This is a genomic window from Streptomyces sp. WM6378 (assembly GCF_001279695.1).
Taxonomy (GTDB): domain Bacteria; phylum Actinomycetota; class Actinomycetes; order Streptomycetales; family Streptomycetaceae; genus Streptomyces.
On sequence record NZ_LGDD01000150.1, the window covers coordinates 1 to 927 of the forward strand.

1 protein-coding gene and 1 pseudogene are annotated in these 927 nt (G+C 66.5%); both read right to left on the bottom strand.

Translation table 11 applies throughout. The features are described 5' to 3' along the window. Nucleotides 1-339: pseudogene (locus ADK54_RS14785) on the bottom strand (potassium-transporting ATPase subunit B); the annotation flags it as partial. After that, a partial coding sequence (locus tag ADK54_RS14790; RefSeq protein ID WP_199826966.1) for a potassium-transporting ATPase subunit KdpA occupies nt 336-927 on the bottom strand: 592 nt, incomplete at its 5' end. The pseudogene ADK54_RS14785 and the gene ADK54_RS14790, both read right to left, overlap by 4 nt.

Below are 927 nucleotides of genomic sequence, written 5' to 3' on the forward strand. Positions count from 1 at the left end.
GCGGCCCTCGGCGACGGCCTCCGCCAGGTTGGCGAAGATCGTGGTCAGCCACAGCCAGCCGGCGATCGCCCAGCCGAACCAGTCCCCCGGGCTCTTGATAGCCAGGACCGTGGTGAGGACCGAGCCGATCTCCACCACGAACATGACCGGAGACTTGACCATCGTCTTCGGATTGAGCTTCCTGACCGCGTCCGGGAAGGACTTGACCAGCGCCTTGGGGTCGAACATGCCGCCCCCGACCTTGCCCTGGTCCTTGTGACCCGTCGGGACGTCGCTGTGCGGTGCCCGGGTCGGAGTGGCAGTGGACATCTCGTCCTCGTGCTTCAGGTTGGTGGTCATGACGCCAGCCCCTCAGCGAGCGGGCCGAGCGCCAGGGCCGGGAAGTAGGTCAGACCGGTGACGATCAGGATGGTGCCGACCAGCAGGCCGGTGAACAGCGGCTTGTTGGTGCGCAGGGTGCCCGCCGACTCGGGGATGGGCTTCTGCTCGGCGAGCGAGCCGGCCAGCGCCAGGACGAACACCATCGGGACGAACCGGCCGAGCAGCATGGCCAGGCCGATGCTGGTGTTGAACCACGGCGTGTTCGCGTTCAGGCCCGCGAACGCGGATCCGTTGTTGTTGGCGCCCGAGGTGTAGGCGTACAGGACCTCGGAGAAACCGTGCGCGCCCGAGTTCGTCATCGAGGTGAGCGTCGACGGCATCGCCATCGCAATCGCCGTGAAGATCAGAACCAGGGCCGGGGTGATGAGGATGTAGCAGGCCGCGAACTTGATCTCGCGCGTGCCGATCTTCTTGCCCAGGTACTCGGGCGTACGCCCCACCATCAGGCCCGCGATGAACACCGCGATGATCGCCATGATCAGCATGCCGTACAGGCCGGAACCGGTACCACCCGGCGCGATCTCACCCAGCTGCATGCCCAGCATG